The organism is Vibrio sp. B181a (genome assembly GCF_030248375.1).
Classification (GTDB): Bacteria; Pseudomonadota; Gammaproteobacteria; order Enterobacterales; family Vibrionaceae; genus Vibrio; species Vibrio campbellii.
Genome location: NZ_JAHGAD010000115.1, coordinates 1 through 22,293 on the forward strand (window position 1 = coordinate 1; position 22,293 = coordinate 22,293).

At 43.8% G+C, this 22,293-nt stretch carries 22 protein-coding genes and 1 riboswitch; of the genes, 9 read left to right on the plus strand and 13 right to left on the minus strand.

Going from position 1 to position 22,293, the window contains the following annotated elements:
• The first annotated feature begins 177 nt into the window (after positions 1-177).
• A riboswitch (purine riboswitch) is annotated at positions 178-277 on the plus strand.
• A 100-nt stretch (positions 278-377) separates the two neighbouring features.
• Positions 378-1,382 carry an adenosine deaminase gene (locus KIO97_RS25880; RefSeq protein WP_050904763.1) on the plus strand — a complete coding sequence of 335 codons (1,005 nt, stop codon included), beginning with the start codon at positions 378-380 and terminating at the stop codon, positions 1,380-1,382.
• A 94-nt stretch (positions 1,383-1,476) separates the two neighbouring features.
• Here KIO97_RS25880 and KIO97_RS25885 read toward each other — a convergent pair whose 3' ends face one another.
• Entirely contained in the window at positions 1,477-3,108 is a 1,632-nt protein-coding gene (locus KIO97_RS25885; RefSeq protein WP_050904762.1) for a diguanylate cyclase, read from the minus strand.
• 154 nt (positions 3,109-3,262) lie between these two features.
• A complete protein-coding gene (locus KIO97_RS25890; protein WP_050917950.1) occupies positions 3,263-4,186 on the minus strand; it encodes a LysR family transcriptional regulator in 924 nt (307 codons plus the stop codon).
• 168 nt (positions 4,187-4,354) lie between these two features.
• On the opposite strand from KIO97_RS25890, the gene KIO97_RS25895 reads away from it, so the two are divergent.
• The 3 genes from KIO97_RS25895 to KIO97_RS25905 all read left to right on the plus strand — a co-directional run bounded on the left by KIO97_RS25895 (position 4,355) and on the right by KIO97_RS25905 (position 6,453).
• Positions 4,355-4,849 carry a magnesium transporter gene (locus tag KIO97_RS25895; protein WP_285384345.1) on the plus strand — a complete coding sequence of 165 codons (495 nt, stop codon included), beginning with the start codon at positions 4,355-4,357 and terminating at the stop codon, positions 4,847-4,849.
• A gap of 3 nt (positions 4,850-4,852) precedes the next feature.
• The gene (locus tag KIO97_RS25900) at positions 4,853-5,842 is read left to right on the plus strand and encodes an efflux RND transporter periplasmic adaptor subunit (protein ID WP_285384346.1); all 990 of its coding nucleotides are present in this window, start codon (positions 4,853-4,855) and stop codon (positions 5,840-5,842) included.
• Between the two features lie 137 nt (positions 5,843-5,979).
• Entirely contained in the window at positions 5,980-6,453 is a 474-nt protein-coding gene (locus KIO97_RS25905; protein WP_005531886.1) for a peroxiredoxin, read from the plus strand.
• 79 nt (positions 6,454-6,532) lie between these two features.
• Here KIO97_RS25905 and KIO97_RS25910 read toward each other — a convergent pair whose 3' ends face one another.
• The 3 genes from KIO97_RS25910 to KIO97_RS25920 all read right to left on the minus strand — a co-directional run bounded on the left by KIO97_RS25910 (position 6,533) and on the right by KIO97_RS25920 (position 9,116).
• Entirely contained in the window at positions 6,533-7,237 is a 705-nt protein-coding gene (locus KIO97_RS25910; RefSeq protein WP_285384347.1) for a class I SAM-dependent methyltransferase, read from the minus strand.
• Positions 7,238-7,435: 198 nt separating this feature from the next.
• Positions 7,436-7,843 carry an SPOR domain-containing protein gene (locus KIO97_RS25915; RefSeq protein WP_005531883.1) on the minus strand — a complete coding sequence of 136 codons (408 nt, stop codon included), beginning with the start codon at positions 7,841-7,843 and terminating at the stop codon, positions 7,436-7,438.
• 103 nt (positions 7,844-7,946) lie between these two features.
• The gene (locus KIO97_RS25920; protein WP_005426354.1) at positions 7,947-9,116 is read right to left on the minus strand and encodes a D-alanyl-D-alanine carboxypeptidase family protein; all 1,170 of its coding nucleotides are present in this window, start codon (positions 9,114-9,116) and stop codon (positions 7,947-7,949) included.
• A gap of 477 nt (positions 9,117-9,593) precedes the next feature.
• On the opposite strand from KIO97_RS25920, the gene KIO97_RS25925 reads away from it, so the two are divergent.
• Positions 9,594-11,201: a BCCT family transporter gene (locus KIO97_RS25925; RefSeq protein WP_038890747.1), complete on the plus strand. Its 1,608-nt coding sequence runs from the start codon at positions 9,594-9,596 to the stop codon at positions 11,199-11,201.
• 325 nt (positions 11,202-11,526) lie between these two features.
• Here KIO97_RS25925 and yghU read toward each other — a convergent pair whose 3' ends face one another.
• Complete coding sequence (gene yghU / locus KIO97_RS25930; RefSeq protein ID WP_285384348.1) at positions 11,527-12,387, minus strand: glutathione-dependent disulfide-bond oxidoreductase; 861 nt, start codon at positions 12,385-12,387, stop codon at positions 11,527-11,529.
• A 215-nt stretch (positions 12,388-12,602) separates the two neighbouring features.
• Positions 12,603-13,169 carry a TetR/AcrR family transcriptional regulator gene (locus KIO97_RS25935; RefSeq protein WP_005426381.1) on the minus strand — a complete coding sequence of 189 codons (567 nt, stop codon included), beginning with the start codon at positions 13,167-13,169 and terminating at the stop codon, positions 12,603-12,605.
• A 99-nt stretch (positions 13,170-13,268) separates the two neighbouring features.
• Between KIO97_RS25935 and KIO97_RS25940 the strand changes: the two genes are divergently transcribed.
• Positions 13,269-13,802 carry a dihydrofolate reductase family protein gene (locus tag KIO97_RS25940; protein ID WP_050918474.1) on the plus strand — a complete coding sequence of 178 codons (534 nt, stop codon included), beginning with the start codon at positions 13,269-13,271 and terminating at the stop codon, positions 13,800-13,802.
• Positions 13,803-13,886: 84 nt separating this feature from the next.
• On the opposite strand, the gene KIO97_RS25945 is transcribed toward KIO97_RS25940, so the two are convergent.
• The 3 genes from KIO97_RS25945 to KIO97_RS25955 all read right to left on the minus strand — a co-directional run bounded on the left by KIO97_RS25945 (position 13,887) and on the right by KIO97_RS25955 (position 16,476).
• On the minus strand, positions 13,887-14,414 hold the full coding sequence (locus tag KIO97_RS25945) for an N-acetyltransferase (protein WP_285384349.1): 528 nt from the start codon (positions 14,412-14,414) through the stop codon (positions 13,887-13,889).
• Between the two features lie 76 nt (positions 14,415-14,490).
• On the minus strand, positions 14,491-15,390 hold the full coding sequence (locus KIO97_RS25950) for a hypothetical protein (protein WP_285384350.1): 900 nt from the start codon (positions 15,388-15,390) through the stop codon (positions 14,491-14,493).
• A gap of 105 nt (positions 15,391-15,495) precedes the next feature.
• Positions 15,496-16,476 carry a phosphotransferase enzyme family protein gene (locus tag KIO97_RS25955; RefSeq protein ID WP_285384351.1) on the minus strand — a complete coding sequence of 327 codons (981 nt, stop codon included), beginning with the start codon at positions 16,474-16,476 and terminating at the stop codon, positions 15,496-15,498.
• Between the two features lie 368 nt (positions 16,477-16,844).
• Between KIO97_RS25955 and KIO97_RS25960 the strand changes: the two genes are divergently transcribed.
• The 3 genes from KIO97_RS25960 to KIO97_RS25970 all read left to right on the plus strand — a co-directional run bounded on the left by KIO97_RS25960 (position 16,845) and on the right by KIO97_RS25970 (position 19,419).
• Complete coding sequence (locus tag KIO97_RS25960) at positions 16,845-17,249, plus strand: DUF2007 domain-containing protein (protein ID WP_285384352.1); 405 nt, start codon at positions 16,845-16,847, stop codon at positions 17,247-17,249.
• 63 nt (positions 17,250-17,312) lie between these two features.
• A complete protein-coding gene (locus KIO97_RS25965; RefSeq protein ID WP_285384353.1) occupies positions 17,313-17,957 on the plus strand; it encodes an HAD-IA family hydrolase in 645 nt (214 codons plus the stop codon).
• Positions 17,958-18,213: 256 nt separating this feature from the next.
• Positions 18,214-19,419, plus strand: a complete 1,206-nt coding sequence (locus KIO97_RS25970) for a DUF3103 domain-containing protein (RefSeq protein ID WP_077201507.1) — start codon at positions 18,214-18,216, stop codon at positions 19,417-19,419.
• A gap of 237 nt (positions 19,420-19,656) precedes the next feature.
• Here the strand turns inward: KIO97_RS25970 and KIO97_RS25975 are convergent, their stop codons facing one another.
• The 3 genes from KIO97_RS25975 to KIO97_RS25985 form a co-directional block, all read right to left on the minus strand.
• Positions 19,657-20,106 (minus strand): GyrI-like domain-containing protein, encoded by a 450-nt coding sequence (locus KIO97_RS25975; protein ID WP_285384354.1) that lies wholly within the window; start codon positions 20,104-20,106, stop codon positions 19,657-19,659.
• A 499-nt stretch (positions 20,107-20,605) separates the two neighbouring features.
• Positions 20,606-21,388 carry a TSUP family transporter gene (locus tag KIO97_RS25980; RefSeq protein ID WP_050906373.1) on the minus strand — a complete coding sequence of 261 codons (783 nt, stop codon included), beginning with the start codon at positions 21,386-21,388 and terminating at the stop codon, positions 20,606-20,608.
• 14 nt (positions 21,389-21,402) lie between these two features.
• Positions 21,403-22,290: an NAD(P)-dependent oxidoreductase gene (locus tag KIO97_RS25985; RefSeq protein WP_285384355.1), complete on the minus strand. Its 888-nt coding sequence runs from the start codon at positions 22,288-22,290 to the stop codon at positions 21,403-21,405.
• Positions 22,291-22,293: the final 3 nt, after the last annotated feature.

A 22,293-nucleotide genomic window follows, 5' to 3' on the forward strand; every position in this document is an offset into this window, starting at 1 on the left:
TCGAAAATCAGCAAGGTGTGTGCTGACAACGAAACCATCATGCGATGAAATCACTGCAACGTTATTTATCCCTTATCCCTTATCCCTTATCCCTTATCCCTTATCCCTTATCCCTTATCCCTTATCCCTTAGATAGTACAATTTCATCAACGACTCTGGTCAACCTTCAATTTTTGCGTATAATCGCGCCGTTTGCTTCGTATAACCCCAATGATATGGTTTGGGGGTCTCTACCAGCTCCCGCAAAGTGCTGATTACGAAGAGTTGAGATCACTGTGGATCTTACTCTTTGTAATAGCGTTCGATTTTTCTCAATCTATACCTATCCTTAGAGTAATTGCATCCACAACAACCATAAGAAAAAGTGGGAGTTTATTATGAACGCATTTATTCAAGGTCTTCCAAAGGTAGAGTTACACTTACATATCGAAGGTTCGCTAGAGCCAGAACAGTTGTTCGAACTGGCACAACGCAACAACATCGGCATTCCTTACGAGTCACCACAGGAACTGCGCAAAGCATACGAGTTCGAAGATTTGCAGTCTTTCCTAGATATCTATTATCAAGGCGCCAACGCGCTGCGTACGGAACAAGATTTCTATGATTTGACGTGGGCATACCTAGAGCGCTGCAAAGCCGACAACGTTATCCATACTGAGATCTTCTTTGACCCACAGACCCATACCGATCGCGGCATTGAGTTTGAGACGGTCATCAATGGTATTCACCGTGCTATGCAAGATGGTAACGAACAGCTAGGTATAACGTCTCAAATCATTGCGTGCTTCTTACGTCATCTATCGGAAGAGAGCGCGATTGAAACGCTGCAATCAATCATCAAGCATCAAGACAAAATCATCGGTGTCGGTTTGGATTCTTCAGAGCTTGGTCACCCACCAGAGAAGTTCAAACGTGCTTTCCAACAAGCCAAAGAAGCGGGTTTGCTCACCGTGGCACACGCAGGAGAGGAAGGTCCGGCACAAAACATCATCGATTCTGTCGAGATGCTGGGGGTTAGCCGCGTCGACCATGGTGTTCGCTGCGTTGAAGATGCATCGTTAGTCGAAGCACTTATCGACAGTAAAATGCCACTCACGGTATGCCCGCTGTCGAACATTAAGCTTTGCGTGTTTGATGAAATGGAGCAGCACAACATTGTCGATTTGCTACGTAAAGGTGTCGCGGTAACCATTAACTCGGATGATCCGGCGTACTTTGGTGGTTACATGACGGATAACTTTATGGCAGTCAGCAATGCGCACCCAATGACGAAGCCGGAGTTGGCTCAATTTACGATCAATGCGATTAATGCAAGCTTCATCAGCGAAGCACTTAAAGCCAAATACCGTGCTCAAGTCGCTGATTACTTAGCGAATCACTGATTGAATACCAATTGAATCAAATAAGGGCTAGTGATCTAGCCCTTCCTCGTCAGAGGTAAACAAATGCGTGATCGTCGCGCAAGTCCCTTGCTCATCAAACACATGCCCAGCTTTTCACACAGTTTCTTCCCGATTTCTTCGCTTCGTAAAGTGCCTTGTCGGCATTGGCAACCAGTTCATCAAAGCTTTGCCCTGCTTCCAATGTTGTGACACCAGCACTAAACGTCATGCTTGTTACGGGCGAGAAGTTTTCCTGCTTCATCTTCTCTTGCAAATTGATGGCAATTTGTTCGCTCTGTTCAATCGATGTCTCTCTCAACAGAATAACAAACTCTTCCCCACCCCATCTGGCAATAAGATCTTGCTTTCTCAAGTTTTTACTCAGGAAATCAGCGATATGCATCAACACTTGGTCACCCACATCATGCCCAAATGTATCATTCACCGCTTTAAAGAAATCAAGGTCGATCAGAATCAAGCAAGTGGTATCAAAAAGCATCGTCTTATTGGCTAACTCTTGATGCACTTGGTTAATTAAAGCCCGCCGGTTGAATAAGTTCGTCAGAGGGTCATACATCGCGAGCCATGTTAGCTTCAGATTGTTTTCATTTAATAACTTTACCGACAGCTCCAAATCATGGTTGGCATCGTTAAGCTCATTCGTTCTTTGCGCAACCACCGCTTCCAGATTTCGATTATGCTGTCGAATCTCATCAATGGTGTTTTTAAATGCCTTCGATAGCTGCCCTATTTCATCTTTCGAGCTTTGTTCCACAAACTGAGTGTAGTGATTGTTCACCGAGTTTCTCACCCCGTCGGTAAGCTGCAAAATTGGCCGCGTTACAGAGTTAGTCAGATAGATGATGATAGGAAAGAAGACTATCAATACCAGCGATGAAGTTATGGTCACATCCTCGACCAGCGCTTTAATATCAAGGAAAATGTCCGATTCTTTGGTAGTGACAAACAGCGTCCAACCGGGCAAACAATCTATCCCTGCAAAAGTGACAATCTTAGATTCACCCAGGTTTTCATCAAAGTAGTGGCCATACCCCACTTCGTGTTGTTTTGTTTGCAAGGCAATGTCACCAAATCCCATAAAACCAATATGGTCGACATCGAAAATGTTCGCATCAAGAATAAGTGACTTGTCGGGGTGAGAGACCACATTGCCAAAGTTGTCGGCAATCCATGCATAACTGCTATTGCCAAGTTTGACTTCTGAAAGTCTGTTTCTGAGATGGTTTATTGATATCGACACCGCAACAATACCGCGCCAATCTTGCTTCGTATTAAAAACAGGAACACCAAGTGCAATCAATGGCTCTCCGGTAACTAAACCAATATGTGGCTTAGTCACGTGATGGCTGGCCAGTTTCCATTGCACATCATCCTTAATATCTGGCTGGGTGATTTGGGTTTTACGGCCTTGATAGTCAGTAAGATTCCAATCTTGGTCGACAAAGCTCGTATTAATCACCGCCTGCCCAAGTATGCTTTGAAGCCATTTCAGCTCTTCAATGATAAAAGGCACGTCCCCTTGCCTGACTCTTTCATGGCCACTGATGGTTCGTAACGAGGCAATACTTCTTTGTAGCTCTTGGCTAATCACATCTGAATGGAGGTTAGAAACCTGAAGTGAGTTTTGTAGTGCAACATCAAAAACACGTTGTTGCTCTTTAAAGTAAAGGACGCTAAATAAAATCAATACGAAACATATCGTCATCAAAGAATAGATGACAACAAACTTGGTTCTGATACTGGTAAAGAAAAACCAACCGTTCCGCACAAATGCCCTTATGACTTTAGGGGATATGCGTACAGTTTAGTTTGTAACTTAAGGTTATTCCATACGGTATCGACAGAATAATTACTGTAATCTAATGATTCTTAGTAAAATTCTCAGCAGCTAATAAACATTGTTCGCGTAACCACTGATGGCTTGGGTCATTAGTACGAGACGGATGCCAATACATCGCGACATCAATCGGATCTTTCATAAATTCCGCCTCTAGCTCTCTCAAGTTATAAAGTTTTCGGTATTGCTCCAAGAGTGTTTGTGGCATGAGTGCGAGATAATCACAACGTTGAATCAGAGGAAGTATCTCGATAATGCTTCCTGCCTGCCAAGCCACTTGGCGTTGCCCTAAGATCTGCTCATTCTTAATACCTCGACCAAGCAAATAACCATTTTTTTGATCAAACTGAGATAAGGTGACGTGTTTTTCATTGAGGTACTCTTCAACGCTGATGGTTTTCCCTTTTAAACGTGGGTGCTCTTTACGACATACAACCGTTAACTTATCTGACATCAACACTTTAGAACGCAAATGCGGATGCAAATTGGTTTGCGCTTCAATCACCAAATCACACTGTTGTGTTCTTAATAGGCTGGTTAAATCCATGGTGAAAAGCGGCTCTATTCTCGTATTGGCCTTAGGCGCCTTTTCGCTAAGCAGTGCAGCGAGTTCAGGCAACAGGGTAAAACTGAATACACTAAGGGAAGAGATCACAAAACGCTTATCGCACTCGGCAGGGTTAAATCGAGAATGCTCAGGCAACATATAAGCAATGCTTTCTACCGCACTCGCCAAAGTAGGATAGATATCAATGGCAAACGCAGTTGGGGATACACCATGACTTTCACGGACAAATAACGCATCCTTAAACACCTCACGAAGCCTTACTACCGCTTGGCTGACCGCAGATTGGCTGACACCCAGCCGTTGCGCCGCTTTGGTGTAACTCTTCTCTTCGACAATCGCCACAAAGGTTGGAATAAGACTGTAATCTGAGTGCTTCATAGATTATGTGTTCTCGGGAAATTTCATAATGATATGAGATTAGCTTATATCATATATAACTCAACTTATGACGTTTTTTCATACAATTCCGCGCATGTGATTACAAAAGACAAAACAACAATCACACGCTCAACGTTTTACCCTCACACATCGACAAAAGGTATAACTATGAACGTCATAAAAGCCATAGGTCGCGTCATCTTTGCGATTTTTATGGTGCTATTAAAGTTCTCACTTTTCATGGCTCTCATGCTCGGTGGCGCTTACTTGCTTGCACCCATGGGCACGATCAATTCGAAAGACATTGATATGAGCTTATTTACCAACACGCCCAACGACACCATGATGGTGATCTTCAATTCTGAATACTTCAGCGGTTATCTGTTCTCCGTTACCATAGCGCTTGCCCTTTTTGTCATCTATTTGCTATGGCAGATCCACAAAGTTGCGGTACATCGAGCTCAAGAGAAGAAAAGCTCTCACATCCAATTAGTCTTTGCCCTCTCCCTTTGTGGCTTGTTCATCCATAAAGCATGGTGGGTTCTGGCGTTAATCATTGCGTTTGCCAACTGGGAGCACATCGGTAACTCACTAAGTAACATCATTCGCAATAGTCATCGCTCTTTTGAGCCTCAGAAACCAACCAAAGCGACGGAGGAGTAAGCCATGAAAGAGGTAATGATTCCGTACATTCTGATCATGTGGATTTTGGTCTCGACAGGAGCGATAAAGTGGACGTTCAAAAGTGCGTTTTGGATTATCTCAGGCGGTGTTTTCATCCTTGTGGTTCTAGGTATTCTCTCGCGTCTTTGGGCCCCTGTTGATCTCACTTACTCATCAACAGTTAAAGCGCCGCACTCGGTTCTTTCTCCGTTGCTCCGCGAGCAGATTGACCATATCTATGTTGACCATAACCAAGAAGTGAAAAAAGGCGATGTGATTTACACCCTCGTCGATACCACTTCCTTGGCCGATGTAGAAAAAATCAAAGCGAGCATCGTGCAACAAGAAGAGAACGTAGCTCAGTTAAAGCGCGATATCGTGCGCGGGAAAACGTCGCCAGAGATCTTCAAAGGCCGTGATATCGAATACTACGAATCACAGCTGCGCATCGCACAGGCGTCACTAAAATCTTTGCATGCGGATTTAAAAAAGACCGAATTCGAGCAAAGCCGCAAGACAGTTAGAGCTCCTTACGATGGTCAAGTCGCGGTGGTGAACGTCGCCGATGGGAGCCGTGTGGGCAACATGCACATCTACGATACTTCTCGTAAGTTCTTGGAGATGCGCATTCCAGACCAAACCTATCGCTATGTAGAAAAAGGACAGTTCGCTGAGTTCTATGTTGATGCTTACCCGGGCGAAGTGTTCCGCGCTCGTGTCCACAGTATCACCGCTGGTACCGGAGAATCATCGGTATCACCATTACAAGGTCCGCAAAGTGTTCGCCAGCACGTAGGCGCGAACACCAGCAGCCATGGACGAACCGTGATCCTAGAGATCTTCGAACCTGAAGGTAAATCGATTCCAATCGGCGCAACAGGTTCGGCTTGGATTGCTGCAAATAAGCCCCACAGCTTGTTTGGCTTTATCGACGTGATTGGCGCGGCAACGGTTCGACTTCACTCTTATAAGTCATACCTAAACGCCATGTAACCAACATACAAACCGCCGACTCAGGCGGTTTGTTTTTATGAAACCTATTAAGCCCTTACATTTCGTCTGTGGTTAGGTGGTCGTTTTGGCGCTAGACTGAGTGAGCGAAATAACGCATACACAAAAGGAAGAAAATCATGATTCAACAAGGTCAAGCATTGCCTGCTGCGACGCTAAGCGAACTGACTGCCGATGGTATGGTAAATCATCAAGTAACCGAGCTGTTTGCAGACAAGAAAGTGGTTCTATTTGCGGTACCAGGTGCATTTACTCCGACGTGTTCAGAAGCGCACCTACCGGGTTATGTTGTACTGGCAGACCAGCTAAAGGCGAAAGGCGTGGACCTGATTGCTTGTGTATCTGTTAACGATGCATTCGTGATGCAAGCTTGGGGCGAGGCACAGAACGCGTCTGAGCTGCTTATGCTGGGCGACGGCGACGCAAGCTTTACCAAAGCACTGGGTCTAGAAATGGATACTGGCGGTTTTGGTGGCGTTCGTTCACAACGTTACGCAATGATCATCGACAACGGTGTCGTAACCACGTTGAACGTTGAAGAACCAAAAACGTTTGAAGCGAGCAAAGCAGAAACCATCCTCGCTGCACTTTAAACGCAAAGCTAAGATCACAAAACGGAAGCCGATGTGCTTCCGTTTTTCTATCTGAATACGGTGAGAGTCCCGAGCGGTATTAGCTCAACGCGACACACTTGATAAAGATGAAGTTAGGGTACGTCGCCAAGCGTTGGTAATGCTCCTGCGAGATTTCACGAATACTCTCATTCACTTTACCCTCTGAGACAGCCAGCATCGCCATGTTACTGCCCGTAATTGCATCCGTAATGTCTTGCAATGAGCGGCGGTAGAATGCGACAGAAACCGGCTTTCCAATCGTGTCCCACACATCTTCGATTCGCTCTTTCTCAAAGTAATTATCCGATGCAGAGCATTCAAAATCAGCGAATGGATGATGAGTTGAGAATACAAACTGACCTCCAGGCTTCAACACGCGCTGAATGTCATTGAACAAGGGGCGCAGGTCTTCAATGTAATGCACCATCAATGGACAAATCACCAAGTCATACTGAGCATTCGCCTCTTCAGGCAAACCAAGTGCCAAGTTCTGAGCATAAGCGTTGACCGAGTCACCAAGCTTGTCTTTAACAATATCAATCATCTCTTGCGCAGCGTCGATACAAGTCACGGAAGTGGCACCGCGCTCCAAAAGAATTTGAGCGTAAATACCTGAACCACAGCCTAAGTCCAGCACCTTTTTGCCAGCCACATCACCGACAAGTTCAAGGGTATTTGGGCGCTCAAAGTGCGCGTTGTACAAGTTATCTTGCGCCGCTAAATCATATTGCTTTGCGTAGGTGGTGTACATCTCTTGCTTCATGGTGACTCCGACAGGAAAAGTGGGATGCGAAGACTAGAAAATACTCGAAAACAAGTAAAGTAAAAAGCACGTCAGATGAGTGATCTTGCGCGTACACTGAAGAAGATTTGTGACTAGTGGTTAGATTGAGCCTCTCCAACCGATTGCAAAGGCTCGATACATAACAATAAAGCGCTTATAGAAACGATAAAAACTGCTCTAGCGCATTCGCACTACACTGGTTTCTTGCTTGCGCTGCATTTCTGCAAATGTCATGACAAAGGGAGAAGATTGTTTAACACGGCTTGGCAATGAAGACAGCGCATTGTAGGCATCCTGCTTAGTCTTAAAATCCCCGACGGTCACGGTATACCAGCGAGTACCACGGCTATTCTTCCAGTTCACCCAAACCGGATGCTTCGGATCGATGTAACGAATGTACTCTTTCACATCCTTCTCTTTCTTCAACGCCAACACCTGCATGGTGTAGTGGTTAGGGTTGAGGTAGCCATAAGCATCTTGCGATGACATCACCCCCACACACTGTCCAGTTTCGACAGGTTGATGCTGTGGCATGACACAGCCAGTAAGTGACATAGCCAAAGTCAAAGATAGAATCTTTCGCACGCGTAACTCCGTTTTTTGTTCTGAATGGTTCTCTTGATGAGTGCTCAAAACAAAAAGGCGACCATTTCGGCCGCCTTAGTAAATTTAATATTGGGAATCTTGGTTAGAACCAGCTTGCCACAAGACGTTTGAACCAGTCCATCAAACGCTTAAAGATACCGCCCTCGTCAACAGGCTCTAGCGCAACCAGTTCCGCTTCTTTCACCACGTCACCGTCAACTTTGTACAGCACCTTACCAACCACTTGATTTTGTTGAATCGGTGCCATCAGGTCGCCGTTGTATTCCACTTCCGCTTCCAGTTTGTTCACGTCACCTTTTGGTAGTGTTAGGTAGATATCGCGGTCAACACCCACTTTTAATTCGTCTTGGTTACCCATCCAAACACGCGCCGTTGCCACTTCTTTACCCGCTTGTGTCGGAACAACCGTATCGAAGAAACGGAAACCGTAGCTCAGAAGCTGTTTACTCTCTGATTCACGTACGCTCGGGCTTTTCGCGCCCATCACAACCGCGACTAAACGCATGTCTCCGTTGGTTGCAGAAGTCGCCAAGCTGTAACCTGCGCCGCTGGTGTAACCCGTCTTCATGCCATCAACACTCATGCTGCGATCACGTAGCAAGCCGTTACGGTTGTATTGGGTAATGCCGTTATAGGTAAACGACGTTTCGCTGTATAACGGGTAGATATCTGGCAGATCACGAATGATCGCACGGCCTAGCGTTGCGATGTCACGCGGGGTTGAATACAGACCATCACTGTCCAAACCATGTGGGTTGGTAAAGGCAGAGTTAGACAAACCAAGTTGGTTCGCCCAACTGTTCATCAAACCAACAAAGCCAGCTTCACTGCCCGCAACATGTTCTGCGATGGCGACACTGGCATCATTCCCCGATTGAACAATCAGACCTCGGTAAAGATCAGAAAGTGAAACTGACGTCCCTACCTCGATAAACATCTTTGACGAATCTGGGAAGTTTTTCGCCCAGGCGTTGCGGCTTATCACCACTTCATCGTCTAGGCTGATGTTACCTGACTTAACCTCTTGGCCCGCAACATAAGCCGTCATTAGCTTAGTCAGACTTGCCGGGTTGAGACGCTTGTCGGCATCACGTTCCACCAGCACAGTGCCAGTGTGGTAATCCATTAAAACATAGCCACGAGAGCTCAGCTCTGGGGCATTAGGAACAACGGTAGGAGCAGCAAAACTAAACGCAGAAACAGCAGTCAAGGTGGTCGCTAACGTAGCATTGAATAAAGTGTTTTTTCTCATAGCAGCATTCTGTGGCTTACAACTTACAAACTAAGTCGAGTATATGGAAACGCTGTTCAGTTACAGCACCTCTGTTACGATTGGTTACGTTTACTCGATATTTGTCGAAAAGAATGCGAAGTCGGTTGAAGTTTGTGCTTATTCGTTCGCCAATTCGGTGAAATCATGACTTGTGACTCGCTTCCATTGTTCACTCATTGCCGAGATGACTAAGACACCCCCAATTGAGCAAGCCATGCACAGACAACACCCCAGCAATACTTACACATCAAAACATTACACATCGTTGCATTTTTCATATAAAAGCCTGCCAAATATCGAAATAACGCCTAAAAAACCCTTTGAGTTGCATTGTTTTACACAAAACACTATGATCGCGTCGCATTTTTTAATTTGAACTCAAAATAATTGGAGGGCGGTTTTAGTGTTTTTCTTGTTCAAGAAGGGCACATTTAAAAAAGCGTATATGTTGTATTTATGGATAATGCACTAAAAAAATATAGTATCGACACTACCGACTATCAGGTTGGTCAAGATAACGTTCAAAAATGGGGATTTGATATCCACAATCCAGTATTCGGAATTAGTGCTGGTCTTGTTCTTCTCTGTCTTGCTTCTCTTCTCATTGTTGACCCTGCTACTGCTCGTGACGCCTTAAATGGTTTAAAGAACAGCATCATTTCAGACTTCGACTCGTTCTTTATGTGGTCAGCAAACTTCTTTATCTTATTCGCTATCGCGATTCTTTTATCTCCTCTGGGTAAGATCAGAATCGGCGGTAAAGACGCCGTTGCGGAACATTCAACCGTCTCTTGGTTGTCGATGCTTTTCGCTGCGGGTATGGGTATCGGCTTGTTGTTCTGGAGTGTTTCAGAACCAACGGCATACTTTACCAATTGGTTTGGTACCCCTCTCAATGTAGAACCTTACACGGAAGAAGCGAAATCACTCGCGATGGCCGCCACCATGTTCCACTGGGGCATCCACGGTTGGGCGATTTACGCCATTGTTGCACTCTCGCTGGCCTTCTTCGCATTCAATAAAGGTTTACCGCTTTCTCTGCGTTCTGCGTTTTATCCGATCTTTGGCGATCGCGCATGGGGTTGGTTAGGCCACGTTATCGATATTCTGGCGGTACTCGCAACGCTATTTGGTCTCGCGACTTCTCTGGGCTTAGGCGCGCAACAAGCCACCAGCGGTATTAACCATGTATTTGGTTTAGAAGGTGGCATTGGTACGCAAATGATTGTTATCGCCTTCGTTACTTTTATTGCAGTACTGTCTGTGATTCGAGGTATCGATGGTGGTGTCAAGCTACTAAGTAACATCAACATGGCGGTTGCGTTCGCTCTGCTGGCTTTTGTGATGTTTATTAGCTTCGATATTGCGACAACATCCATTTGGGATACCGCTGTCGCGTACGCACAGAATATTTTACCGCTAAGTAACCCTGCCGGTCGTGAAGACACAGAATGGATGCATGGCTGGACAGTATTCTATTGGGCATGGTGGGTATCTTGGTCACCATTTGTGGGAATGTTCATCGCGCGCGTATCGAAAGGTCGTACTGTTCGCGAATTCATCTTCGCGGTTATCGTAATTCCAACTACCGTTACACTGGTTTGGATGGCAGTCTTCGGTGGTATCGCCCTTGATCAAGTCGTGAACAAAGTCGGCGAACTTGGTGCCAATGGATTAACGGATATCTCGCTTACTCTATTCCACGTTTACGACGCGATGCCGTTTAGCTCGATCATATCAGTACTTTCTATCGTCCTGATTTTGGTGTTCTTCATCACCTCATCAGATTCTGGCTCATTGGTTATCGATAGCATCACTGCCGGCGGTAAGATTGATGCACCAGTGCCACAACGTATTTTCTGGGCATGTATTGAAGGCTCTATCGCTGCCGTTATGCTCTGGATTGGTGGTAAAGAAGCACTGCAAGCGCTGCAATCTGGTGTTGTCGCGACAGGTCTGCCATTCACATTGGTGCTGTTAGTGATGTGTGTGAGCCTGATTAAAGGGTTAAGGTCTGAGTTACCTGCCTATCAAAACGCGGCGCAGAACGCGTCTGTCGCCTAATTCATCCTGAGCAGAAACGTATAACAATACGGCTCATCGAAGATTGAGATAACAAACGAGCGTCTATTTGGCGCTCGTTTTTTGTTTCTGGCTAACCACGTTCAGCAGGTACTCAACCAACACTCAAGACCTGAACTAAGGACATAAAAAAGCCCCAAACAAAAAAAGTCGGGGCAAATAAAGCAATGAGTTATTGGTTAAGGGATACTAACTCACCACTGGAACAACGTCAGGTCTATGACACCAATTACTACGTGGTTTCACTTTGAAACGATCAAAAAAGGAATGCCGAAGCATTCCTTTTTGTCTACTTGAGAAAGCGAGATTATTCTGGCTTCTTCGCCAGTGCCGCATCAATGTCTGCAGCGCTGTGACGCTCTGCCACTTGCTCCCACTCTTCACCCCATGCACGGTTAACGATACGACCACGCTGCACGGCTTCACGCTCATCAATCGCTTTCGCCCAACGCACAACGTTTTTGTAGCTTGCTACGTCTAAAAATTCAGCCGCATCGTAAGCACGACCCAGCACAAGGTTGCCGTACCAAGGCCACGTTGCAATATCAGCGATGCTGTACTCGTCACCGCCTAGAAATTCATTATTCGCAAGACGCTTGTCTAGTACATCTAGCTGACGTTTTGTTTCCATCGTGAAACGGTTAATTGGGTATTCAAACTTCTCTGGCGCGTATGCGTAGAAGTGACCAAAACCACCACCTAGGTATGGTGCAGAACCTTGCAACCAGAATAGCCAGTTCATTACCTCAGCACGCTTCGCACCTTCTGTTGGTAGGAAGTGACCAAACTTCTCGGCTAGATAGAACAAGATGTTACCCGATTCAAACACGTTCACTGGCTCAGCACCTGAACGGTCAACCAAAGCCGGAATTTTCGAGTTCGGGTTGACGGACACAAAACCAGAGCCAAATTGGTCGCCGTCACCAATCTTAATCAGGCATGCGTCGTATTCTGCTTCTGTTACGCCTGCCGCCAAAAGCTCCTCAAACATGATCGTCACTTTCTGACCATTTGGTGTACCCATTGAGTAAAGCTGGAATGGGTGCTCACCAAGTGGAAGTTCTTGCTCATGACGAGCACCAGAATCCGGACGGTTGATACTCGCCCACTGACCGCCGTTTTCGTTATCGTTTGTCCAAACTTTTGGTGGAATGTATTCGTTAGTCATTGTTATCCCTTATTGCGTTTGAATGCATCTTCAAACTGACGGCTCTAGCGCGCCAGCAAGCATCATTAAAATCGTCCCTTCGCCATTGGCTTTGGGCATACCCAAGATATTAGGTCGAATTCGCCAAATAAAAGTCCTGCAATCTCTTTTAGTTAGAACCTTTGGTTATGGGAATTTCTTTCACGATATAAGCAAAAACAGCGCGTTAATGTGAGCTAGGTTCGAGATGCCAATAATGAAGAACAGATCAGAGTCAGCGGCCCATCCATCATCTCGGTTTTGATCAAGCTCGCATCGTGGCAGCAGCTTATCGATAGCGCAAAACCGTGCAGGTAATCCGCCAATAGGTCTAAGCTGTCTTTTTCTACTTGCTGGGATAAGCCCAAAGGCTGAACGATCAATTGATAACGCTCGGTGAACACTTGCGCCGGGCCATGGGATGTCATGCTCAACATGGTTTGCAACAGCCCGTTGTACTCACGCAGGAGATCGATATAACTAACACACAGGCTTTTGAGCTCACCTTGCCAATCTTCATTACTCAGTGGTTGATAAATTTCCTCCACCAGCGATGTAGTGAGCGCTTCAAGCAAGGCATTCTTATTTTTGAAGTAGTAATAGATCGCCATCGGATCCACATTCAGTTGAGTCGCTAACGAACGAATGCTTGGTACCTTTCCGTCTTTTTTCATCAATAACTTAGCCGACTCTAAGATGCTTTCTGCACTTAGCTGCGACTGCTTTGCGGTCGGTCTTCCGCGTTTCTTTTCGTTGACAGACATTTGATCTTCCCGATAAACTCAATATTATTCTACATTGTAGAATTAATTTTAACTCAACCTTTAGCCTGGCTCAAGCATCACCACTTAGATGAGGTACTCATGGCAAATATCGTATTTATTGCAACCAGTTTGGACGGTTACATCGCAGATAAACAGGGCAAACTCGACTGGCTACAATCCGTACCAAATCCAGACAACATTGATACTGGCTTCTTCTCACTGATGGAGCGTATTGATGGCTTGGTGATGGGGCGTAATACCTTAGATGTGGTACTGAGCTTTGATTGCGATTGGCCATACAGCAAACCCGTTTTCGTACTCAGCAATACCATGACGGAAGTACCACAAGGCTACGAAGACAAAGTATTTTTAGTAAAAGGTGAGCTCAAAGATGTGCTCGCTGATTTGAATGCGAAAGGCTTTAACGAGCTTTACATCGACGGCGGTGTGACAATTCAGAACTTCCTCAAAGAAGATCTTATTGATGAAATGGTGATCACTCGCTTCCCTATTCTACTTGGCGGCGGCGCACCGTTGTTTGGTGATTTAGCACAGCCACTACACTTTAAAGTCACGAAAAGCGAGGTGGTGCTAGATACCTTGGTTAAAACCACTTACATACGTGAGCGATAGTTTGCCGCGATAGCTAGAACAAAAGAAAGGCGCCCTTCCTGATAGATGAAAAGCGCCTTTCCAATGTTCGAACCTATCCTGCTGTTACCGCTTTGCGCCAGATAGTCCATTTGATCCAGACTCAACGTAACCCGTGTGACCTATCCAAAGTTGATAGAAGTCGGTTTCATCATGTTTCGGGTTCCGACGCGCGAACTCCCAACCATTGCGCTTATAAAAAGTGAGTGCTCTCGTGTTCGTTCGGCTTACAGAAAGTACCGCACGCAAGCACCCCGCCTGGCTCAACGTTCTGACGATGTAATCTTGCACTTTAGGGGCAAGCCCTAATCCACGGAAATTCGGTTTTAGATAAATAAGGTGCACATAGCCCGTGTCCGGCTCGGGCGAAAAGCTACGAAATTCGAGTTGCCCTGCAAACTCGCCATCCACAAATATATGAATGTAGAACCAACCTGATGTCGATAATCGTTCCGAGACTCGCTCACGATAGCCACTGATGAAGTCCTCGAAGCCATCATAGTGTCCGAAGCTACAAAAGTACGCATCCTTCCTAGATGCAACACATAGCTCGAAATCTTCATCCATGTTTATCTGTCGAAAAGTAATTTCCATCTTTACCTCTTCCTTCAAGACTACTTTCAGATTGAAAAAAGTCACTAAAACTCTTTAGCCCACTTTCGAATCAGAGTTATAAAACACTTACTTGTGAAGGGAGCAAAGAAATGCTTTTCTCCGAAAAGTTTATTGTTACAACAAATTTATCCATAAAATCCCCACCCAATAAGCCATCCATAGCAAACATTGGACTTAGAGGATAACTCAATATATCTGAGGAAAAGTTTTGGCCTAGGATCTCTACGCTAGAAACAAAAAATTTACACTGAATATCCGCACCTAAGTTGAGATTACAATCAGAAAAGCTTTCATCAGTATTGACTTTATTTGTCGAGATCATTGACGACGTAGCGCCTGTGTCCAAAATCATTTGGTAACTATCAACAGAGCTATCCATTTGTAAAACTATGTCACCTTCATTGCTCTCCACATAAGGTTTAAATTCTGTGTAGTTCTGTGCAATACCAGTCGATTTATTCCCATCTATCGTGATTGTTTCATTTGTATAATCAAAGGTAACCACTTTGTCATAGAAGAAACCTCGCCCTAGAACCACTTGCTGATTTTCTTCTACACCTTCTGGCGCATCGCCTAACGAGGCTGCCCATGGGGAGAGTTCTAAGCCAGTTAGATTGTTGAATCTCATACATTGCACTTTGAGAGCGGGAAGAAAAAACTTTCTATCAGAATGAGTGGCACCTAAAATATTCACGCTATTTACAGTTTCGCCCGTATATTTAACGCCAGATATTTTTTTGATCTCTGATATTGGAAAATATATACCTTCCTCAGCCCCTAAGTCGACAAGTGCCCGGTATGTGCTGCCGCCAATGATGACTTCTATGGTTGGTAAACCAAATTCATCAAAGATAATGGGGATCTCGACTCTATTACACTCTACCTGTTTGGCAATTATACTCGTTGAAAACAAGGTTATTAAAATTGAAAATGATAAAAATTGCCAAATATTCATTTTTTCTCCAAAATATAAAATCAAATAATATATAAAATTAAATTTTACGCGCAGGACACATCGATAGTTTTAAAATTTTGAGTAAAAAACTTCACCTTGACATGGCTAAATAGTATCAAATTTCAAGGCTTCAGCCAGTTTAGACCATTGATCCATGAAAGGAATAAAGTTAGTCTCAGGTATGAACTTCTTGGCTTCAATATTATTTTTAATAAAGACTTCTTCTAGGGCCCATACATTATGATCAGCAAATATAGCCCACGCTTTTGCTCCATCATTTAACTCATGTTTTGATATTTTATTTACAGATAAATATCCTTTTAAAAATGCCAACGACTTATTTGCTTCCATATCAAAAATATACATACAAGCCCTTGCTAACTCATAAGCTGGTGGCATATTTTGCAATAGGTCCCAATCGATCACATCACTAACGGTTCCATCGGTATCAAAAAAAACATTAAAGTGGTGATAATCACCATGAATTAGTTGCCTTTGTGTGTAGGGAGTGAATGAATGATCAGACTCCGGGCTAGCCAAATAATTTCGCTGTTGCTTTACTCTTCGTAGTATAGAACCATCTAAATCGTTCACTTTATCAGCTTCAATAATAGTGATGATTTTTTGAAACCTCTTAACCCAATCATCTTTATCCCAACAAAGGTTAATACTTGGAAACGCACTTCCATCTACAGACGCAAGTTGAAGGTGCAGTTTAGCCAGAAATTCACCTAAATTGCGGGCATGCAATTCGGATAATTTGTTTTTATTGAGTAATACTCCTTTCGCAGCAGGGAACAAAGCGTATGTCTCAGTCCCGATTTTGCTGAAGGAGCTACCTCTACAATTTAAGATAGGAACAATGATACTTTTGAAGTTTTCCGCGAGCGCGATAAGCAACTCGTGCTCACGTTCAATTTGTTCAACACTAAGAGCTCGGTATTGCCTGAGGAAAAAAACCTGAGAGCACTGTATTCGAAAAATGCGATTGGTAGTTCCTGATGATTGCAGTTTGAAGCAAGCATCATCGCCAATCTCCGGCCAAAGTGAACACACCTGATACTTAAAGTTATTTCTACTTTTCATGTTCTTAGGAAATTCTCATGTCTATCTGAATGTGTAGCTATTTTCTAAACAATCAGCTTAAAACAAATCAAAACGCACTGTTGAAAGTCATTAAAAAACAACGTTGGACAAAAGAAAACTCTAAGACCATCCGCAACGAAACCAGACTTTTGGTGATAGCATGCAAGCAGTGTATTGAATTTTTATCAATGCTTAACCAAGGATCAATAACTCCAAAATATATGATAACAAGACCACATATGCAACAGGTTTAAATTATTGAAAATATTATTCATTTAGCATTGATACAGACAAACTAACACGGCACAATGCCCACCCAAATAAGACGAAAAGTTGTCCAGTCAACGTCATACAACAAGGAGAAGTTCATGGTTGTCGTAGCAAGGTTTTCTTTTCCCCATGAAGCACATATCGCCAAAGCAAACCTTGAAAGTGCTGGTATTCAGAGCTTTATCGCCGATGAGCATACCGTGAATACACAATGGCTCTACTCCAACGCTATTGGTGGTGTTCGCTTAATGGTTTCGGAAGAGGACTTTGAGGAAGCAACCGAGATCCTGAGTTGTGACTTTTCTGAAAGCCTTGAAACTCACTCCGAAGTCGCTGGAGAGAAAAAAGACCTTTGCCCTCATTGTGGAAGTAGTGATCTATCCGCCCACACAAAAGGAAAGCGACCTGCATTTCTGGTGTTCATATTGTTAGGGTTTCCACTGTTTTTCTATAAACAAGGCTACAAATGCAATCAGTGTGGTGAGTTCAGCGAGCAACTTTGAGCCATGTTATGAAGGCTATCCTCCTCAACTTAAAGCAGCAGTATTCGATAGGATTAAGAAATCATGATTGAGTGTAAAAAGTTTATTTTTGATGTCGATGCAACGTTAGTTGATACTCAGGCCGTAATAGACAATATCTGGAAAAAATGGTGTGAGACCGTTGGTGTCAGCTATGTTGATATGAGCCAATACATCCACGGAAGAAAAATTGAAGAAACCTTGCACTGTATATCCCCAAGTTACGCTTGTGACGTACAAGTAGAGAAAGTAAAAAGCATCGCATTGTCTGAGATGACAAAGGCACAGGCGATATCCAATGCCCATTCATTCATTTCCAACCTTAGTCCTAATGCTTGGGGTATTGCGACAAGCGGGCCAAAAAAAGTGGCGACCACCAGTCTACTAGCGTCAGGCTTTGATCTACCTAAAGTGATGATATGCGCCGAGGACGTCCTTAAGGGCAAACCAGACCCAGAACCGTTTATTAAAGCCGCTCATGCACTGAATGTCACTCCGTCCGAATGTGTGGCATTCGAAGATTCCCCCTCGGGCGTGTTATCAGCGAAAAGAGCTGGATGCTTTACGGTCGCGCTACTCACTAGCCATAGAGAAGATGAACTAAAAGATGCAGACCTTATCGTGAAAGGCTTTGGGCACCTAACGGTGATCAAAAACCACAATGGTTCTTATTGTCTAGCGGCTTCATAAAACGATTCCGATAACTGATACACAGACAGATTCAGCAGTTAATAACGCCACAAATTCCTTATTTACCAATTTATAAACTATGAAATATCAAGCTAACACTCAATAAATTTTATAAAATTTAATCAAATTGAGATCTTGTGCTGCACACTGAAACAAAAAATCCAAGCGAAATTTTCCACACATTCACGAAATTGATAGGTTGATCCTTGTAGGGTAAATACTCTACTAGTGATAAAAATTAAAATAAGGACTTTTTATGAGACCATCATTCTCGATCAGTATGGCGCTTGCTACCACGGTGGTTGGCTTCCATTCCTATGCAGACAGCATCAACACAACTACCTCGTCATTAACCTCAACCAACGTTGCTGAGCAAAAACAATCGTTAGCATTGCAGATCAGTGCCAGCTACGCCGATCTTGAGTCTTCTTTGAAAGCTCAGATCACCGAAAAAAGTTTATCGATGCCGATAGACAAGCTGAATTCAGCTCAGCCCTACTCGACCTTCTCTAGCGAGATGCAAAAAGCCGATCTTAGCTATCGCAAGATGAAAGGTATCAATAACTTCAGTGATTCCGTTCTTGAAATCCGCATGGCTGATGAAACCATGATTGACGCTTGGAAGGATGGTAAGAGCCCGCTGTTCGCATTCGAACCATCCGGTGACGATGCCGATTGGCAATACATTGAAGCGTATGACGTGTACGGGCAAGTTCATGAGTTAGACGTCTACCAAATGCCGGATGTCCCTGTCTTCGTGATTGACAGTGATGGCGCCAAAGAGCTCAAAGCGGGCCTGATGGCGATGCAAGCAGAGCTGAATCAGCTTGGCATGACTACCCAAATCAATGCCGACGGTAAAGACAGTGCCGACAACACTCAAAAACAACCTCTAATCGGCAAGGCTCGTCACTCTATATCCGAATCAGAACCGGAAGAACTGAACACGACTCAGCTTACGAAGATTCGTTTAGCCGTGGATAGAGAACCTTGGATCTCAGGTAAAGCCGAAATCTACGCGATCGTAACGGGTGTTGATGCCAGCCGTTTAGAACCGCAGATTGATCTAGTTGAAATGCCTTATCTGGATTACGACAAGCAAACCTATTACCCAAATCAAACCATCATTTTTTGGCCTCGTTACCGCTGGGGCGCAGCAGACATTATTCTGATGGAGCACGATGACGGCACGAACTATAAAGAGCTTGCAAAACTGCTGGTCAAAGCCGCAGAAGAAGTACTGAAGATGATCCCTGATCCAGAGGTACAGGGTTATGTGATCATCCCTCAGATCACCAGCAAAATCATTGAGTTGATTCCAAACAATATCTTGGTTAACGATGATGACTTTGTAGACGTATATTACACGCTACTGCAGAAAACCCCTTATGTTGACCGCCCTGGCGCAGGTGGTAATGCGGTGGCATCTTTCACCCCAGTCACCATATTGCCTACTGAGTAACTTTAGGTTCATTACTTTGGTCAGTAGGACTCGCTGTTCTGTACTGAACTGCGGCCGACCTAGATAGTTAGAACGAAAGAAAAAAGCCCTTTCTAGAAATAGGAAGGGCTTTTTTATCATCGATTTCAGTGTTTGATGGAACACGTTTTTGGACATAAACGATTTAGATTTAAAGCCCTAAATCGTTTAGCGCAGAATAGAAAAAGTACCTTGAAAACTTAAATGCTTTTCATGTAATCATCTAACAGCAATAGAAACCTCGACTTCATGTGCGCTTTTATAGTATTCAAAGTCTGTTGTATATGCTCGTTCATATAGGCAGTTTTCAGCGCTAAAGTAACTCCAAACTTCACCCCAAAGGTCTATAAGTGTTTGTGGCATTTCACCACTCGCAGAAAAAGTTACGTATTTGCCAGAGGTCACATTCACTTTTACTGAGTCGGGTAATATTTCCGGTGATAAAGTGTCCGAACAAGCGATAACGTCAAAAGCCCCCTTAAAATCAGATTCATAGTTTGTATAAATACCAAAGACATTTGATTTTTCAGTTAAATTTGGAGCTGCATTTGTGTCAAACTTTGCCCAAAGTTCTCCAATTTTTGCAGTCGATGGATCTACTTCATCAGCATTAGTTGTGCGAATGACAAAACCAGTAGCCTCAAAACCACTTACTTCACTGATATTCATTGTTGCTCCTTATTATGTTAGGTCAAACTAAGATATATGGCTCAAAAATTGAACGATGTTGCCATATGCATCTCAATCAATAAAACTAACTCATTCTAACAACAGAAATAACACCTGTATATAAAAACAGTTGCAGTAAGTCTTGTTGTGGGAGTGAAACGAATTGTTGCCTATAATAGGAATATAAATTCATTAACTGGATCGTATTAGCTTTAATAGAGCAGGAGCTAATGAACAGGTTGCGAACTATTTAAAGGCCTACCAAATTATGGGGCATTTTCGAGTTAGAAAGTGCCACGGGTAAAGATTCAACCTGAGAAGCTTTTGGACAGAAGCGTGTTAGAGTTTCTACTTAATTTAGCAAAATACGGATTAAGTCAGGTATGGGAAAACCATAGATTCGGCTGAAAATGTGGCTGTTTAGGTAACGTAGAAGAATACTAGAACTCTCATCCGCATTGAATGAGAGTTCTATCGTATAAATTTTGTTGGCTCATTTTTAAATCAGAAATTTATAACCCAGCGAAATCATCAGTAGACTGAGTGATACTGAAATTGTTCGTTGAATCAGTTTTGCGCCGTACTTCATGGCTGATGAGCTCCCAACATGGTTACCTAATAAGTTCATTACCACTAAAGGTATGGCCAGCATATATAGGACATTACCTGCAATCATAAAAGCAAATAACGCGCCGATATTAGAAGAAAAATTAAACAACTTTGAAGTGGCTGATGACGAAACTAAATCAAATCTCAGTAAGTAATGCAAAGCTAAAATCAGAAAGCTACCTGTACCTGGGCCGAAAAAGCCGTCATAAAAACCAATTACAAATACAGCAGCCGGAACACCAAATAGAATGACTGTTCTATTGATTGGAACTGAATTTTCTTCATTGCGATCCTTCTTAGGAATGAAAGATAAAATAATTCCGAACGGAAGCATAAAAAGAATGATTTTTCCGATTGTCTCAGGGTCAAAGTAGAGAATCGCTTGTGCACCAGCATACGCACCAATTAACCCGGCTGGGATACCGGTTGCCACTGCGGTCCAAATTACTTTCTTATTTCGAACAAAATTTCGAATAGCTGCGATAGTTCCTAACGTACTGACAATTTTTTCTTGCCCCAGAGCCAATTGAGGCGGTAATCCCGCAAGGATAAAAGAAGGAACTAAAATGAGTCCTCCTCCTCCGGCTACGGAGTCAATGAAACCGGCCGCAAAGGCCGATACCATTAATGCTATTAGTATTAAAAGCGTGATATCACTTCCTAACCATTCCATAGGTATCTCTCCAACTATTCATTTCCACATGCTTTTATCAGCACTGATGTATCAAGACGACCGAACCCTCTTTCTTGTAAAGAGAGATACTGACGATCAACTTCTTTAGTAAGAGGGAGAGATAACCCATTTTTTTCTGCTTCGTTAAGACAAAACCTGAGGTCTTTGCGCATCCAATCAATTGCAAACCCAAAGTCAAACTTGTTCTCAGACATAGTGACTGCACGATTTTCCATCTGCCATGATCCTGCTGCTCCATGCTTTAGGACATCAACAACCTGCTCTACGTTCAGACCTGATTTCTGGGCAAGAAGCACCGCTTCACTGAGTCCTTTTAAAACCCCTGCAATACATATCTGATTAACCATTTTGCATCTCTGCCCCTGACCGTTGTCACCCAGCAGAACGACTTGATTTGAATAACTTGAAAGTAATGGAGAAATGGCGTCAAAAACGTCTTTTTGCCCACCGCACATGATGGTTAATACGCCATTTTCAGCGCCTGCCTGACCACCTGACACCGGTGCGTCAATGAAATGTATACCTTTCGCTGCACACTTCAAAGCAAGTTCTTCGGCTAGCTCAGCCGATGTTGTTGTGTGGTCAAGCAATACCGACCCTGCACACATACTGTTAAGTACACCAGTATCACCATATACGACGCTTCGAACGTCATCATCATTTCCGACACAGAGTACAACCACATCGGCTCCCTCAGACGCTTCTGATGGTGTAACCGCAAACTTACCCGCATATTCAGTTGCCCAATTTTGAGCCTTTGAAGTCGTACGGTTATAGACAATAACGTCAAAGCCACGATTTGAAAGATGTCCTGCCATCGGATATCCCATTACACCCAAACCAATGAACGCGACTTTTGAAATGTTATTTGAATTATTCATGTT